Source organism: Streptomyces sp. NRRL B-3229 (assembly GCF_000719505.1).
Taxonomy (GTDB): domain Bacteria; phylum Actinomycetota; class Actinomycetes; order Streptomycetales; family Streptomycetaceae; genus Streptomyces; species Streptomyces griseorubiginosus.
On record NZ_JOGP01000003.1, the window covers coordinates 216,717 to 231,138 of the forward strand.

General features: G+C 69.9%; 13 protein-coding genes and 1 riboswitch. Of the genes, 11 read left to right on the forward strand and 2 right to left on the reverse strand.

The features are described 5' to 3' along the window. From hpnH to IF54_RS39435, 6 genes are all read left to right on the forward strand, one after another. Window positions 1-1,023: an adenosyl-hopene transferase HpnH gene (gene hpnH / locus IF54_RS0105905; RefSeq protein WP_020116602.1), complete on the forward strand. Its 1,023-nt coding sequence runs from the start codon at window positions 1-3 to the stop codon at window positions 1,021-1,023. A gap of 4 nt (window positions 1,024-1,027) precedes the next feature. After that, a complete protein-coding gene (gene ispG, locus IF54_RS0105910; RefSeq protein ID WP_030315220.1) occupies window positions 1,028-2,185 on the forward strand; it encodes a flavodoxin-dependent (E)-4-hydroxy-3-methylbut-2-enyl-diphosphate synthase in 1,158 nt (385 codons plus the stop codon). Window positions 2,186-2,212: 27 nt separating this feature from the next. Next, window positions 2,213-4,108 (forward strand): 1-deoxy-D-xylulose-5-phosphate synthase, encoded by a 1,896-nt coding sequence (gene dxs / locus IF54_RS0105915; RefSeq protein ID WP_030315223.1) that lies wholly within the window; start codon window positions 2,213-2,215, stop codon window positions 4,106-4,108. Beyond that, entirely contained in the window at window positions 4,105-5,490 is a 1,386-nt protein-coding gene (locus IF54_RS0105920) for an aspartate aminotransferase family protein (protein WP_030315225.1), read from the forward strand. Before dxs ends, IF54_RS0105920 begins: the two co-directional genes overlap by 4 nt. A gap of 117 nt (window positions 5,491-5,607) precedes the next feature. Next, the gene (locus IF54_RS0105925; RefSeq protein ID WP_030315226.1) at window positions 5,608-6,213 is read left to right on the forward strand and encodes a helix-turn-helix domain-containing protein; all 606 of its coding nucleotides are present in this window, start codon (window positions 5,608-5,610) and stop codon (window positions 6,211-6,213) included. After that, a complete protein-coding gene (locus tag IF54_RS39435) occupies window positions 6,210-6,332 on the forward strand; it encodes a DUF6126 family protein (RefSeq protein WP_020135411.1) in 123 nt (40 codons plus the stop codon). Before IF54_RS0105925 ends, IF54_RS39435 begins: the two co-directional genes overlap by 4 nt. A 12-nt stretch (window positions 6,333-6,344) precedes the next feature. On the opposite strand, the gene IF54_RS0105935 is transcribed toward IF54_RS39435, so the two are convergent. Further along, the gene (locus tag IF54_RS0105935; RefSeq protein WP_030315228.1) at window positions 6,345-7,142 is read right to left on the reverse strand and encodes a tyrosine-protein phosphatase; all 798 of its coding nucleotides are present in this window, start codon (window positions 7,140-7,142) and stop codon (window positions 6,345-6,347) included. Between the two features lie 208 nt (window positions 7,143-7,350). On the opposite strand from IF54_RS0105935, the gene IF54_RS0105940 reads away from it, so the two are divergent. The 5 genes from IF54_RS0105940 to IF54_RS0105960 all read left to right on the forward strand — a co-directional run bounded on the left by IF54_RS0105940 (window position 7,351) and on the right by IF54_RS0105960 (window position 13,273). Further along, on the forward strand, window positions 7,351-9,426 hold the full coding sequence (locus IF54_RS0105940; RefSeq protein WP_030315230.1) for an alpha-galactosidase: 2,076 nt from the start codon (window positions 7,351-7,353) through the stop codon (window positions 9,424-9,426). A gap of 302 nt (window positions 9,427-9,728) precedes the next feature. Beyond that, a riboswitch (cyclic di-AMP (ydaO/yuaA leader) is annotated at window positions 9,729-9,890 on the forward strand. Window positions 9,891-9,894: 4 nt separating this feature from the next. Then, entirely contained in the window at window positions 9,895-10,824 is a 930-nt protein-coding gene (locus IF54_RS0105945; RefSeq protein WP_030315232.1) for a M23 family metallopeptidase, read from the forward strand. Between the two features lie 339 nt (window positions 10,825-11,163). Then, window positions 11,164-11,547, forward strand: a complete 384-nt coding sequence (locus IF54_RS0105950) for a hypothetical protein (protein WP_030315234.1) — start codon at window positions 11,164-11,166, stop codon at window positions 11,545-11,547. A gap of 78 nt (window positions 11,548-11,625) precedes the next feature. Then, complete coding sequence (locus tag IF54_RS0105955) at window positions 11,626-12,342, forward strand: DUF6250 domain-containing protein (protein WP_030315235.1); 717 nt, start codon at window positions 11,626-11,628, stop codon at window positions 12,340-12,342. A gap of 145 nt (window positions 12,343-12,487) precedes the next feature. Continuing rightward, window positions 12,488-13,273, forward strand: a complete 786-nt coding sequence (locus tag IF54_RS0105960; protein WP_030315237.1) for an SGNH/GDSL hydrolase family protein — start codon at window positions 12,488-12,490, stop codon at window positions 13,271-13,273. A 535-nt stretch (window positions 13,274-13,808) separates the two neighbouring features. On the opposite strand, the gene IF54_RS0105965 is transcribed toward IF54_RS0105960, so the two are convergent. Next, window positions 13,809-14,420 carry a TetR/AcrR family transcriptional regulator gene (locus IF54_RS0105965; protein WP_199821182.1) on the reverse strand — a complete coding sequence of 204 codons (612 nt, stop codon included), beginning with the start codon at window positions 14,418-14,420 and terminating at the stop codon, window positions 13,809-13,811. Between the last annotated feature and the right edge of the window lie 2 nt (window positions 14,421-14,422).

Consider the following 14,422-nt stretch of genomic DNA (forward strand, 5'->3'; position numbering starts at 1 on the left):
ATGGCCATGCCGCTGCGTCAGTCCATCAAGGTCGCTACATACTTGGCCGAACAGAAGCTCCGCAAGCGGGACAAGTTCCCGCTGATCGTGGAGCTGGAACCTCTCTTCGCATGCAACCTGAAGTGTGAGGGCTGCGGCAAGATCCAGCATCCGGCGGGCGTGCTCAAGCAGCGCATGCCGGTCGCGCAGGCCGTCGGGGCGGTGTTGGAGTCCGGTGCGCCGATGGTGTCCATCGCCGGCGGCGAGCCGCTGATGCACCCTCAGATCGACGAGATCGTGCGTCAGTTGGTGGCGAAGAAGAAGTACGTCTTCCTCTGCACCAACGCCATGCTGCTGCGCAAGAAGATGGACAAGTTCACGCCCTCCCCCTATTTCGCCTTCGCGGTGCACATCGACGGGCTGCGTGAGCGGCACGACGAGTCCGTGGCGAAGGAGGGCGTGTTCGACGAGGCCGTGGAGGCGATCAAGGAGGCCAAGCGGCGCGGCTTCCGGGTCACCACCAACTCGACCTTCTTCAACACCGACACCCCGCAGACCATCATCGAGGTGCTCAACTTCCTCAACGACGACCTCAAGGTCGACGAGATGATGATCTCGCCCGCCTACGCCTACGAGAAGGCGCCCGACCAGGAGCACTTCCTGGGGGTGGAGCAGACCCGCGAGCTGTTCAAGAAGGCCTTCGCGGGCGGCAACCGCAAGAAGTGGCGGCTCAACCACTCCCCGCTCTTCCTGGACTTCCTGGAGGGCAAGGTCGACTTCCCGTGCACGGCCTGGGCGATCCCCAACTACTCCCTGTTCGGCTGGCAGCGCCCCTGCTACCTGATGAGCGACGGGTACGTGCCGACGTACCGCGAACTCATCGAGGAGACCGACTGGGACAAGTACGGCCGCGGCAAGGACCCGCGCTGCGCCAACTGCATGGCGCACTGCGGTTACGAGCCGACCGCCGTCCTCGCCACCATGGGCTCGCTCAAGGAGTCGCTGCGCGCCATGCGCGAGACGGTCTCCGGAAACCGCGAGTAGTGCCATGACCGCCATTCCCTTGGGCGTCCCCGAGGTACCGGTCCGGCCGATCGCCGAGCGGCGCGTGTCGCGGCAGATCATGGTCGGGCCGGTGGCGGTCGGGGGCGGTGCCCCGGTGTCGGTGCAGTCGATGACGACGACCCGTACGTCCGACATCGGCGCCACCCTTCAGCAGATCGCCGAACTCACCGCGTCCGGCTGCCAGATCGTCCGTGTCGCCTGTCCCACGCAGGACGACGCGGACGCACTGGCGACCATCGCGCGCAAGTCGCAGATCCCGGTGATCGCGGACATCCACTTCCAGCCGAAGTACGTGTTCGCGGCGATCGAGGCGGGCTGTGCGGCCGTCCGCGTCAATCCGGGCAACATCAAGCAGTTCGACGACAAGGTGAAGGAGATCGCGCGGGCCGCGAAGGATCACGGCACGCCGATCCGGATCGGGGTCAACGCCGGGTCCCTGGACCGCCGTCTGCTCCAGAAGTACGGCAAGGCGACCCCGGAGGCGCTGGTGGAGAGCGCGCTGTGGGAGGCGTCGCTCTTCGAGGAGCACGGGTTCCGGGACATCAAGATCTCGGTGAAGCACAACGACCCCGTGGTGATGGTGAGCGCGTACCAGCAGCTGGCCGAGCAGTGCGACTACCCGCTCCACCTGGGGGTCACGGAGGCCGGACCCGCGTTCCAGGGGACGATCAAGTCGGCCGTGGCCTTCGGCGCGCTGCTGTCCCGGGGCATCGGCGACACCATCCGGGTGTCCCTGAGCGCCCCGCCCGCCGAGGAGGTCAAGGTCGGCATCCAGATCCTGGAGTCGCTGGGGCTCAGGCAGCGGCGCCTGGAGATCGTGTCGTGTCCGTCCTGCGGGCGGGCGCAGGTCGACGTCTACAAGCTGGCCGACGAGGTCACAGCGGGTCTGGAGGGCATGGAAGTGCCCCTGCGGGTCGCGGTGATGGGGTGTGTGGTCAACGGTCCCGGCGAGGCGCGGGAGGCCGACCTCGGCGTCGCCTCCGGCAACGGCAAGGGGCAGATCTTCGTGAAGGGGGAAGTCGTCAAGACCGTACCCGAGTCGAAGATCGTGGAGACCCTCATCGAGGAGGCGATGAAGATCGCCGAGCAGATGGAGAAGGACGGCGTCGCGTCGGGGGAGCCGGCCGTCACCGTGAGTTGAGCAGCACGGACCGAAGGGGGCCCGAGCGTGACCATTCTGGAGAACATCCGGGGACCACGCGACCTGAAGGCGCTGTCCGAATCGGATCTCGGTGAACTGTCCGAAGAGATCAGGGAGTTCCTGGTGCACGCGGTCGCCAGGACCGGCGGCCACCTCGGGCCCAACCTGGGGGTGGTGGAACTGACCATCGCGCTCCACCGGGTCTTCGAGTCGCCGGTCGACCGCATCGTCTGGGACACCGGCCATCAGAGCTATGTGCACAAGATCCTGACGGGACGTCAGGACTTCTCCAAGCTGCGCGGCAAGGGCGGCCTGTCGGGCTACCCCTCGCGGGAGGAGTCCGAGCACGACATCGTCGAGAACAGCCACGCCTCCACCGCGCTCGGCTGGGCCGACGGGCTCGCCAAGGCCCGCCAGGTGCAGGGCGACAAGGGACACGTGGTCGCGGTCATCGGTGACGGCGCGCTCACCGGTGGCATGGCCTGGGAGGCGCTCAACAACATCGCGGCCGCCAAGGACCGGCCGCTGATCATCGTCGTCAACGACAACGAGCGCTCGTACTCGCCGACCATCGGCGGCCTCGCCAACCACCTGGCCACCCTGCGCACCACTGACGGCTACGAGAAGGTGCTGGCCTGGGGCAAGGACGTACTCCTGAAGACCCCGCTGGTGGGCAACACCATCTACGAGTCCCTGCACGGGGCGAAGAAGGGCTTCAAGGACGCCTTCGCCCCGCAGGGCATGTTCGAGGACCTCGGGCTGAAGTACGTCGGCCCGATCGACGGACACGACATCGGGGCCGTGGAGTCGGCGCTCCGGCGGGCGAAACGGTTCCACGGGCCGGTGCTCGTGCACTGTCTGACCGAGAAGGGCCGGGGCTACGAGCCTGCCCTCGCGCACGAGGAGGACCACTTCCACACCGTCGGGGTGATGGACCCGCTCACCTGTGAGCCGCTGGCGCCGTCCAACGGGCCTTCCTGGACCTCGGTGTTCGGCGACGAGATCGTCGCGATCGGCGAGGAGCGCGAGGACGTCGTGGCGATCACGGCGGCCATGCTGCACCCGGTGGGGCTTGGGAAGTTCGCCGCGCGGTTCCCGGACCGGGTGTGGGACGTCGGCATCGCCGAGCAGCACGCGGCGGTCTCCGCGGCCGGCCTCGCGACCGGGGGGCTGCACCCTGTCGTCGCCGTCTACGCGACCTTCCTGAACCGCGCCTTCGACCAGCTCCTGATGGATGTCGCCCTGCACCGCTGCGGCGTCACGTTCGTCCTGGACCGGGCCGGGGTCACGGGGGTCGACGGGGCCTCGCACAACGGCATGTGGGACATGTCGATCCTCCAGGTCGTGCCCGGCCTCAGGATCGCCGCGCCCCGCGACGCCGACCAGCTGCGGGCGCAGCTCAGGGAAGCGGTCGCCGTGGACGACGCGCCGACGCTGGTGCGGTTCCCGAAGGAGTCGATGGGGCCCGCGGTCCCGGCCGTGGACCACGTGGGCGGCATGGACGTGCTCCATCGCGGGGAACGGCCCCAGGTGCTTCTCGTCGCCGTCGGTGTCATGGCGCCCGTCTGCCTCCAGGCGGCCGAGCTGCTGGAGGCGCGCGGCATCGACTGCACGGTCGTGGACCCCCGGTGGGTCAAGCCCGTCGACCCCGCGCTGCCGGGCCTCGCCGCCGAGCACCGGCTGGTGGCCGTCGTCGAGGACAACAGCCGGGCCGCCGGGGTGGGCGCCGCGGTCGCGCTGGCCCTCGGGGACGCCGAAGTCGACGTGCCCGTACGGCGGTTCGGGATCCCTGAGCAGTTCCTCGCACACGCCAAACGCGGCGAGGTGCTCGCCGACATTGGGCTGACGCCGGTCGAGGTGGCGGGGCGGATCAGTGCGAGTCTCGCCGTCAAGGACCAGGCAGACGTCAAGGAGAAGGAATGAGCACGGAGTTCGACCTCGGCAGACTCCTGGCCGAGCGCGGAGCCGAGCGGTACGAGCTGCACGGGAAGTACCTGAACCACCAGCTCCCGCGCATGCTGCACACCATCGGCTTCGACAAGGTCTACGAGCGCGGCGAGGGCGCGTACTTCTGGGACGCGGACGGCAACGACTACCTGGACATGCTCGCCGGGTTCGGGGTGATGGGCCTGGGGCGTCACCACCCAGTCGTCCGCAAGGCACTGCACGACGTCCTCGACGCCCAGCTCGCCGACCTCACCCGCTTCGACTGCCAGCCGCTGCCCGGACTGCTGGCCGAGAAGCTCCTCGCCCACAGCCCGCACCTGGACCGGGTGTTCTTCGGCAACAGCGGAACGGAGGCGGTGGAGACCGCGCTGAAGTTCGCCCGGTACGCCACCGGCAAACCGCGGGTCCTGTACTGCGACCACGCCTTCCACGGGCTGACCACCGGCTCGCTCTCGGTCAACGGCGAGTCCGGCTTCCGGGACGGCTTCGCACCCCTGCTGCCCGACACGGCCGTGCCCCTCGGTGATCTCGACGCCCTGGCCCGGGAGTTGAAGAAGGGCGACGTGGCCGCCCTGGTCGTGGAGCCGATCCAGGGCAAGGGGGTGCACGAGGCCCCGCCCGGCTATCTGCGGTCCGCGCAGGAACTGCTGCGCCGGCACAAGGCGCTGCTCATCGCCGACGAGGTGCAGACCGGGCTCGGGCGCACCGGGGACTTCTACGCCTACCAGCACGAGGACGGGGTCGAGCCCGACCTGGTCTGCGTGGCCAAGGCGCTCTCCGGCGGCTATGTGCCGGTCGGGGCCACGCTCGGCAAGGACTGGATCTTCAAGAAGGTCTACTCGTCCATGGACCGGGTGCTGGTGCACTCGGCGAGCTTCGGGTCCAACGCACAGGCCATGGCGGCGGGGCTCGCGGTCCTGTCGGTCATGGAGAACGAGCAGATCGTCGCGAACGCCCGCGCGACGGGCGAACTGCTGAAGTCCCGGCTGGCTGCCCTCGTCGACAAGTACGAGCTGCTCGCCGACGTCCGCGGCCGGGGCCTGATGATCGGCATCGAGTTCGGCAAGCCCAGGTCGCTCAAGCTGCGCGGCCGCTGGACCATGCTCCAGGCCGCGCGCAAGGGCCTGTTCGCGCAGATGGTCGTCGTACCGCTGCTCCAGCGGCACCGGATCCTCACCCAGGTCTCCGGCGACCACCTGGAGGTCATCAAGCTGATCCCGCCGCTCGTCGTCGGCGAGAAGGAAGTGGACCGGTTCGTCGACGCCTTCACCGACGTCATGGACGACGCACACAGCGGCAGCGGGCTGATGTGGGACTTCGGCAGGACGCTGGTGAAGCAGGCGGTGGCCAACCGCTGACGCCGGAGCGGGCTGCGGCCCATCGCCGGCGTGGCCGCCCGCTGACGTCGGCCGGTGTGCCTTTGCCTCTGAGGCAAGAAATTTGCCGCAGAGGCAAAGCTGCGGCTGAATGGAGGCATGAGCTCCCCGGAAGCCTTCACGGAGCTGCCCTCGGTGGCTCCTCAGCTTCGCGCGCTGCGCCGCCGCGCCTCCCTCACCCTGGAGGCCGCGGCCGCCGCCGCGGGGCTGTCGGCCGCCCACCTCTCCCGGCTGGAGACCGGGCAGCGCCAGCCCTCGCTGCCGATGCTGCTCGCGCTCGCCCGTATCTACGGTACGACGGTCTCGGAACTCCTCGGCGAGACGGTCGTCGACCGGGACTCCGTGGTGCGCGCCGCCGACATGGAACCCACCGCGGCCGGCGGCTGGACCTACTTCCAGGCCGGGGCGCCCGGCCGCGGCATGCAGGCCCTGCGGGTGCGCGTGCCGCACGGCTCCCAGGGCGACATCGTGCGGGTGCACCCGGGCGAGGAATGGCTGTACGTCCTGCGCGGACGGCTGCGCCTGCGCCTCGGCGACACCACGCACGGACTCGGTCCCGGCGACAGCGCGCACTTCGACTCGCTGACCCCGCACCGCATCGCCGCCCAGGATCCCGACGGAGTCGAGCTCCTGTTCGTCCACACCCTGTTGCAGAGTCCCACGGCCGCCCTGTGCCTGGGCCCCACCCCTGGAGAGACACCATGAGCGACATGGAGGAGAAGTTTCCCCGCGCCCTGTGGGTACGCCTTCTCATCTACCTGGCGGCCGGACACGTCTTCGCGGCCTTCCTCTACCTGCTCTTCGAGGTGGGCGCCGGACAGTGAAGGCCGTACGGCTCAGTCGAGCAGGCGCTCCCGCAGCCGCTCGCGGATCTCGGGGGTGAGGCCGAGACCTTCCTCCAGATAGGTGTCGACGCCGCCCCAGGTCTCCTCGATGGTCTCGAAGGCCGCCTCCAGATACTCGGCGCGCGCGTCGAACAACGGGCTGAGCAGCTCCATGACCTCGGGGGAGTACGCGTCGGCGGAGGTGCTGGTGCGGCGGACCTTGTAGCGGCGGTGCTTGGCGTTCGACTCCAGGTAGTCGGCCACGATCGCCTCGCGCTCCACGCCCACGGCGAGCAGAGTCACCGCCACGGCAAGGCCCGCGCGGTCCTTGCCGGCCGCGCAGTGCATGAGGGCCGGGACGCTGTCCTCGGCGAGGGAACGCACCACCTGGGAGTGCTCGGCGGTGCGCTCCTTGATCATCGTGCGGTAGGAGTTGGTCATCCGCGCCGCGGCCTTGCCGTCGCCCAGCAGCTCCCGCAGCTGCTCGATGTCACCGTCCCGGACCATCTTCCAGAACCAGGTGCCTTCCGCCGGGTCGCTCAGCGGCAGGTTCACATTGGTGACGCCCGGCAGCTCGACGTCGGGGCCCTCCAGCTTCTGGTCCGCCGCGTTGCGGAAGTCGAAGATCGTGTGCAGGCCGAGCGAAGACAGGAAGGCGGCGTCGTCCTCGGTCGCGTGCGCGAGGTGGCCACTGCGGAACAGCACCCCGTACCGCACCCGCCGTCCGTCCGTCGTCCGCAGTCCGCCCACATCACGGAAGTTGCGGACTCCGGCGAGCTCGGGTTCGGTCGACGGGATCTGCTGCGTCACGGGGGCTCCTCCCAGCCGGGCACCGTCGGCGCTGCTCGTCGACGGGCACGCTCTCGACCATACGACATGGCTTCCTGGGGCAATGAGTTGTCCACAGGCCTGGCAATCGGTCGTCCACAGGCGTTGCAGCAGGGGCCCCTGGCCATTGATGATGTTGCTGCCTGAGCGCACCTGTTGGCACCTGTTCGAATCTGTGAGGGGCACCACCATGCTGGAGATCGCCGAGAACGGCCGTACGTGGATTCTGTCCGGGCCGGCCAGCAGTTACGCCCTGCACCTCACCCCCGAGGACGAGCTGCTGCATCTGCACTGGGGGCCCCGGATCGCCCTCGCGGACGCCGAGGCGCTCGCGGTGCGCCCGCTGCCGGAGTACTGGCCCTTCGAGTCCCGGCTCGACGGGCGCGAGGAGTACCCGGTCGAGGGCGGCCCCCGCTTCACCCGCCCCGCCCTGTCCGTGCGCACCGAAGAGCGCCGCGGCACCGAGTGGACCTTCGAGTCCTACGACACCGAGGGCGACGAACTGCGGCTGCGGTTCCGCGACGGCGGCCTGGCCATCACCCTGCACTACCGGATGCGCCACGACGTCCTGGAGCGCTGGGTGACCCTGGACAACCAGGGCCCGGACCCCGTGGAGCTGCTGCGCGCCGACTCCGCGACCTGGACCCTGCCCGACCGCGAGGACGGCTGGCGGCTCTCCCAGCTGCACGGCCGCTGGGCCGCCGAGTCCCTGCTCACCCAGACCCCGCTCACCTACGGCGAGAAGGTCATCGGCAGCCGCCGCGGCCACACCGGGCACCAGCACCTGCCCTGGGTCGCGCTCGACACCGACGCCACCGAGGAGCGCGGCGAGGTCTACGGGGCCGCTCTCGGCTGGTCGGGGTCCTGGCGGATCGCCGTCGCCCAACTTCCCGACGCGCGCGTGCAGATCACCGGCGGTGCCGGCTATGACGAGTCCGGCCTGCTCAGCCTGGCCGGGGGCGAGTCCTTCACCACGCCCGTCTTCGCCGGACTCTGGAGCGACGGCGGTTTCGGCGGCGCGAGCCGTGCCTGGCACGCCTACCAGCGGGCCTACGTCATCCCGGACGCCGATCAGGACCGGCCGGTGCTGTTCAACTCCTGGGAGGCCACCAACTTCGACATCTCCGAGGAGCAGCAGCGGACCCTGGCCCACCGGGCCGCCGAGGCCGGTGTGGAGCTGTTCGTGGTCGACGACGGCTGGTTCGGCACCCGCACCAGCGACCGCGCCGGGCTCGGCGACTGGAGCCCGAACCCCGACCGTTTCCCTTCCGGCCTCAAGCCGCTCGGCGACTACGTGCACGCGCTCGGCATGCAGTTCGGCATCTGGGTCGAGCCGGAGATGGTCAACCCGGACAGCGAGCTGTATCGCGCCCACCCGGACTGGGTGCAGTACCAAGAGGGACGAAAGCGGACGGAGTTCCGCAATCAGCTCGTACTGAACCTCGCGCGTGAGGACGTCCGGGAGTACCTCTGGGAACAGCTCGACGCCCTGCTGTCGAGCGCCCCGATCGACTACGTCAAGTGGGACTTCAACCGCTGCTTCACCGACGCCGGCTGGCCCGGCGACCCCTACCCGCAGCGCCTGTGGGTGGACCACGTGCACGGCTTCTACGCCCTGCTGGACCGGCTTCGCGCGGCCCACCCCGGAGTCGCCTTCGAGTCCTGCTCGGGCGGCGGCGGCCGGATCGACCTCGGGGTGCTCAGCCGGACCGACCAGGTGTGGACCTCGGACAACACCGACCCGCTCGACCGTCTCGCCATCCAGCACGGCTTCAGCCAGATCCACCCCGCGCGCGTGATGGCCGCCTGGGTCACCGACAGCCCCAACACCCAGCTCAACGACCGGGTGAGCTCGCTGCGGTTCCGGTTCGTCAGCTCCATGGCCGGGGTGCTCGGGGTCGGGGGCGACCTCGCGGAGTGGACCGAGGAGGAGCTCGCCGAGGCCCGCCGCTGGGTGGACCTCTACAAGGAGATCCGGCCCGTGGTCCAGCGGGGCGACCTGTACCGGCTGCGTCCTCCGCGGGGCGGGCTGAGCGCGGTGCAGTACGTCCTCGGTGAGGAGGCGGTCGTACTCGCCTGGCTTCAGGCCCAGCACTACGGGGAACCCGTACCGGCACTGCGGCTGCGCGGACTCGACCCGACGGCGTCGTACGAATGCCTCGAAACGGGCGAAGTTCACCGAGGGGCCGTATTGCTGCATCACGGACTTCGCACCGGTCTGCGAGGTGACCTCGATGCGGCAGTTTTCCGGCTGCGCCGCATCTAGGGCTTCTGTCCGAATTGCTGGATTCCTTCCAACTCCTTCTGGAGTGCGGGGTCCTGGGAATTGCTGACGTGAGGAGCGTCATATCCGTGACGGTGTGTCGCACGTCATGTTCACGTAATTCTCAGGGCCCTCAAGGGGATTTGCGTGGGTGGTGGGCATTCGATTCACGCAGGGTGACCGGTAATTCCCATAAGGGATCAAGGGGAACGCATTCCCGGGGAACCGCTCACTTGTCCCTTTGCGTCTTGCTCGTTTACGTTCGCCACCGATCCGGTCGGACGCCCAATCCTGCCGCCGAACGGATTCCGCACACACTCACCCGTGACGGCAGGAGCGGGGGACCCACAGGCAGTACCGCCTGTTCCGGTCTCCGGAACAGGCTTGGGGTTTAGCCGCGTCCCGACGCGGCCGGGCATCTCCAGCTCGCACCCGACAGCTCACCTCGCAGGCGCCGGAGAGGAATTCGCCATGCCCGCGAAGGGTAAGCACCGCCGCCCGAAGTCCCAGCGCTTCACCCGCTCGATAGCCGTCGCCGGCACCGGAGGCGCCGCGCTCGCGCTCCCGCTGATGGGGGCCACCGGCGCCCATGCCGACACCTCGCAGTCGGTGCCCGAAAAGGCCGTTCAATCGCTTCCGGTCACGCAGAAGTCGGCTGAGAAGACCGCCGCCAAGAAAGACACCGCGAAGGCCTCGACCGTGCGCACCTATTCGGTGCGCGTCGGCGACTGCCTCTCGAAGATCGCCGACGAGCAGAATGTCGCCGGTGGCTGGGAGAAGCTCTACTCCGACAACCGTGAGGCCGTCGGTGACGACCCCTCGCTGATCCACCCCGGCCTGAAGCTGTCGATCGGCAAGAAGGCGGCCGCGGGCGCGGCGAAGACCGGATCCCCGGCCAAGTCGTCCGCCCCGAAGCCCTCTTCCCCGAAGCCGGAGAAGGCGGAAGCCAAGCCGGCGGCCGCGGCCAAGAGCTCCAGCACCGGCAGCTCCAGCGGCTACACCCTGCCGGTCACCGGGGCCACCATCGGCACCGGGTATCGCGTGGCGGGTGCCATGTGGTCCAGCGGCTACCACACCGGCGTCGACTTCGTCGTGCCCACCGGCACCCCGCTCAAGGCCGTCGCCGCGGGCACGGTCGTCTCCGCGGGCTGGGGCGGTGCCTACGGCAACCAGGTCGTCATCAAGCTGAACGACGGCTACTACGCCCAGTACGCCCACCTCTCGCAGCTCTCCGTGTCGGCCGGTCAGACCGTGTCCGAGGGGCAGCAGATCGGTCTCTCCGGCGCCACCGGCAACGTGACAGGGCCGCACCTGCACTTCGAGATCCGCACCACGCCGGACTACGGCTCGGACGTGGACCCGGTCGCCTACCTCCGCTCGAAGGGCGTCGCCGTCGGCTGACCCCGCTCCTGTGCCACCGAAGGCCGGACCCTGATCCCCGGGTCCGGCCTTCGGTGTTCCGTTCTCCGGGTTCCGCCTTCGGTGTTCCGTCCTCCGGATTCCGCCTTCGGTGTTCCGCCGTCCGGGCCGGCCGCTGAGTGTGTGCGCCTGGATGATCCTTGTATTGCGATCTTGTGGCGAGCGGCCTCGGGCCGTCGACAGCCGGGGGAGGGCGGGGACACAGTGAACTCCGTTGCCGCGTAAGCGCTTTCTGAAGCTCTTCGGAGGTCGCCGTGTCCCCCAGTCCCGCACCGCCACCGCGGCGGCCGGTGAGGACTCCTCTAGACCAACGGCGAGATCGTGTCGCTGCTGGGCGACGAGGAACCGGAGTTCCGCACGGCCTGGCTGGACTACGCGCAGTACTGCAACGACACCGACGCCCAGAAGCGACAACTCACCGGCTCCACCTGGAAGTCGACACTCCCGGCCGCCCATTGGCGGATCGCGGCGTACGCGGCTCGGCGCGAGAACGACCCGGCGCTCGCCACGCGCGCGTGGAACGAGTTGCTCACCGGCAACGACACCTGCTTCCCGTCCAAGCGACTGGAACCCGGTGGGATCAGGACTCCCGCGGTGCTGCGGGCCACGCGGGAGATCCCCTGGATCTCCACCAACTCCTCCGCCCGGTGGGCCCTCGAGGCGATCCAGAACCTGGCCCTGGCCGGAGACCGGATCCCGTCATGAGACGCCCGCTGCCGACCGCGGCCACTGTCGTGGGTCCGCTCGCCGTCTCGCAGCGCGACACGAAAGGAACCCCCTGACATGACGACCACCCGCAGAGCCTTCGGAGCCCTCGCCGCCGGTGCCGCCCTGGCCGCTCTCGGCCCCGCGGTCACCGCGAGCGCCTCGCCCGGCCACCGTCGCCTCATCGCCCACGACGACTTCCGCCACGGTCTCGGACAATGGGCCGTCGAACTGGAGCGGGGCGGCAGGGTCACCGCGCGGCGCGGGACCCTGGAGGTCGACGTGCCCGCCGGCGCGACGATCTGGTTCAAGCAGCCGCTCGAAGGACCGTACGTCCTCGAGTACACCGCGACGCCGGTCTCGGAGGGCGGCGTCAACGACCGGGTCTCCGACCTCAACAACTTCTGGAACGCGGTCGACGTCCGGTCCCCGCAGGACCTCTTCGCCACGCACCGCGGCGGGGCCCTCGCGGAGTACGACCACCTCACGACGTACTACGTCGGCTACGGCGCCAACACCAACACCACGACCCGGCTGCGCCGGTACGTCGGCCAGGCCGGGGTGCGGCCGCTGATCTACGACTACACCGAGCCATTGCTCGTCGCGAACCGGCCGAACCAGGTGCGTATCGTCTCCGACGGCTCCGGGGTGAAGTGGTGGAACAGCGGACGGCTCGTCTTCGACTACACCGACCCGGAGCCTTACACGAGCGGGCACTTCGCGTTCCGTACCACCTGGAGCCACTTCCGGATCAACGACTTCCGGGTGTGGCGGTCGCATCGTCAACAGCGGTGATCAGGGACCTATTCCTGGTTTGGCCAACACTTTAGGAGTGGCTTATCTCACCGCACGTCAAGGCCTTCCTACGGTCGCGTAGGTCACATTCGAAGGTGAATCATGCACTGCTGTGGCAGACGATTCGAAGAATGACAGCAGATCAGTGATCGGGTCGTACGTGGCGGTGGGGGACAGCTTCACCGAGGGCGTCGGCGACCCCGGCCCCGACGGGGCGTTCGTCGGCTGGGCCGACCGGTTCGCGGTGCTTCTCGCGGACCGGCGGCCCGAGGGCGAATTCAGGTACAGCAATCTCGCCGTGCGCGGGAAGCTGCTCGACCAGATCGTCGAGGACCAGCTTCCGCAGGCCGTCGAACTGGCGCCGGACCTGGTGTCGTTCTGCGCCGGCGGCAACGACATCATCCGCCCCGGCACCGACCCCGACGAGGTCGCCGAGCGCTTCGAGCGGGCCGTCGCCCGGCTCACCGAGGTGTGCGGCACCGTCATGGTGACCACCGGCTTCGACACCCGTGGCGTGCCCGTGCTCAAGCACCTGCGCGGCAAGATCGCCACGTACAACGGACATGTGCGGGCCGTCGCCGACCGGTACGGGTGCCCGGTGCTCGACCTGTGGTCCCTGAAGACGATCCAGGACCGGCGGGCCTGGGACCACGACCGGCTGCACCTGTCCGCGGAGGGGCACACGCGTGTGGCGCTCCGAGCGGGCCAGGTCCTCGGCCTCGAGGTCCCGGCCGACCCCGACCAGCCCTGGCCACCGCTGCCGCCGCGCGGCCCGCTGGACGTGCGGCGCGACGACGTCCACTGGGCACGGGAGTACCTGGTCCCGTGGATCGGCCGCCGACTGCGCGGGGAGTCCTCCGGTGACCACGTGACGGCCAAGGGCGTGCTGTCCCCGGACGACATCAAGACACGGATCGCTTCGGTGGCCTGAGGGCGGGGGTTCGGGGAGGGCGGGGCGACCAGGGGTCGGCGGAGCGCACGCCGGCTGACGGGACTTCCAGCGCGGCCCTGGCCGACCGGCGGGTGGTCTGCGGTGCCTGGGCCGGGTGACGGAGGGCGATCTACGCGCGCGCCTGTGTCTGGGCCGGGCGTCGGCGAGCGTGAGAGGCCTGCCGCGCGTGGGCCAGTCGGCGGCTGTGCCGGGCCAGGGCGGGACATCTGCGCGCCCGAGCCGGGGGAGTTCCACGGGGCCGGGCCGGGCCGGGCAGCGGTGACCGCTGGAGGTCCACGGCGCGTGGGCCGAGGGGCGGCAGCGTCTGGGCCGGGTGGGTGCGCGAGTTCTGCGCGCCCGGGCGCGGTGGGACTGTCCAAGCGGCCGGGGCGGGCAAGCAGCGACCGTTGTAGGTTCGCGGCGTTCGGGCCGGGCGGCCGCTGCGGCCGGGCTCGGTGGCGACGCGGGAGTTCTGCGGCGCCCGGGCCGGGTGGCGGGGACGGGTGGTTCGCGGTGTGCGGGCCCGTGGTTGCGGCTATGGCGTCAACGGCGTCCGGTCCAGGCCCAGTTCGCGGGCCAAGGCCTCGTCGACCCACTCCTGGGCGCGGGTCCGGGGGACCGCTCCGGCGTAGGACGTCAGCTGTACGGCCAGGCCGTCCAGGAGGGCCGTGAGGCGCAGGGCCGTGGCCTGGGGGTCCGGGCAGTGGAACTCGCCCGCCGTGACACCCTCGGCGATCACCTCCGCCAACGCCGCCTTCCAGCGCCGGTCGAGGTCGCGGGTGACCTCCTGGAGGGCCGGTTCGCGCAGCGCCACCGCCCAGCCCTCGATCCACAGCCGCCACCCCTTGGCCTGGCCCGTCGGGGCGTACCAGCGCACGGCCGAGCGGAGCCTGCGCAGGGCGCTGGTACGGCGGCCGAGAAGCTTGCGCAGATGCGCCAGATCGTCCTCCGCCGCGAAGGTGAAAGCGGCGGCGACCAGCTTCTCCTTCGTCGAGAAGTGATAGAGCACCAGGGCGTTGCTCACCCCGAGCGCCGAGGCCACGTCGGCGATCCTGACGGCCGCCACGCCCCGCGCCTCGATCTGCTCGATGGCCGCCCGCAGCAGCTCCTCGCGCCGCTCGGCCACTGTCAACCGCACTCTCGCCACGA